The organism is Aphanothece microscopica RSMan92 (genome assembly GCF_046613545.2).
In the GTDB taxonomy this organism is placed as follows: domain Bacteria; phylum Cyanobacteriota; class Cyanobacteriia; order PCC-6307; family Cyanobiaceae; genus NIES-981.
In genome coordinates this window covers 1-788 of sequence record NZ_JBKKKY020000260.1, presented here as the reverse complement: position 1 = coordinate 788, position 788 = coordinate 1, and the positions used below count along the sequence as shown (strand labels likewise).

Here is a 788-nt window from a genome sequence, read left to right as displayed (position 1 = left end):
GGAAAGGTGCATGGCCAGGAAAAGAAGCAGGGCTGTGCCCGTGGTACCAACTAGGCGAAGAGTCATCGGTGGCTTCGGCAATGGGGCCGATCGCTTCGCGAGGTTGGCCTTCGTGCGCCTGCGAAGTGTCCAGCCGCCTGCCACATGGGCACAAAAGGTGGCTGCAAGAAGAACTTCGGCTACACGAATGGCCCACCACCGCGCCATGGAAGCCACGTAGGCGTCGAACCAGGTGGCGTCTGGCAGCAGAAGAAGGGCATTGGCACAGGCGTGTTCCACAACGAACGCCAGAAGCACAACACCCGAAACAGCCTCGAGCTTTCGTAGGCGAATCGTTGTCCAGTATGGTAAATGTGTGGACATTGTACAACTTCGCCACGATGCCCACTCCATACCATGACAATTGTCAGGGGGAGCGCTTCATCGCACAACGTTTTCTAGGGAAATCTTACGCCTGGCTATCCATCCAGCCCATACTCTTCAAGCTTCCGGTAGAGGGTACGATCGCTGATACCAAGCAGGCGTGCTGCCTCGCGGCGGTTGCCATGTGATGACCGCAGAGCCTCTTCGATGGCCAAGCGCTCCAGCTCTGCGATATTGAGTGACGGTAACGACGGCCGTCCAACTGCAGATGATGTCCGTACTGGCGCCACAGCCGTGGATGTGACCGTTGGACTTCCACTACCGTCCGGTGCATTCTGGAACTCCATGCTCATGGCCAGGAGGTGTCGCAAGACGGTCTTCACCTCGGTTACATCGGTGCTCAGCTGCAACAGGGTGCGATAGAG

The 788-nt window shown here is 57.9% G+C and carries 2 protein-coding genes; both read right to left on the bottom strand.

Going from position 1 to position 788, the window contains the following annotated elements:
- A partial coding sequence (locus ACLD7X_RS17370; protein ID WP_425625442.1) for a hypothetical protein occupies positions 1-297 on the bottom strand: 297 nt, incomplete at its 3' end.
- Positions 298-458: 161 nt separating this feature from the next.
- A partial coding sequence (locus ACLD7X_RS17365; RefSeq protein ID WP_411424942.1) for a helix-turn-helix domain-containing protein occupies positions 459-788 on the bottom strand: 330 nt, incomplete at its 5' end.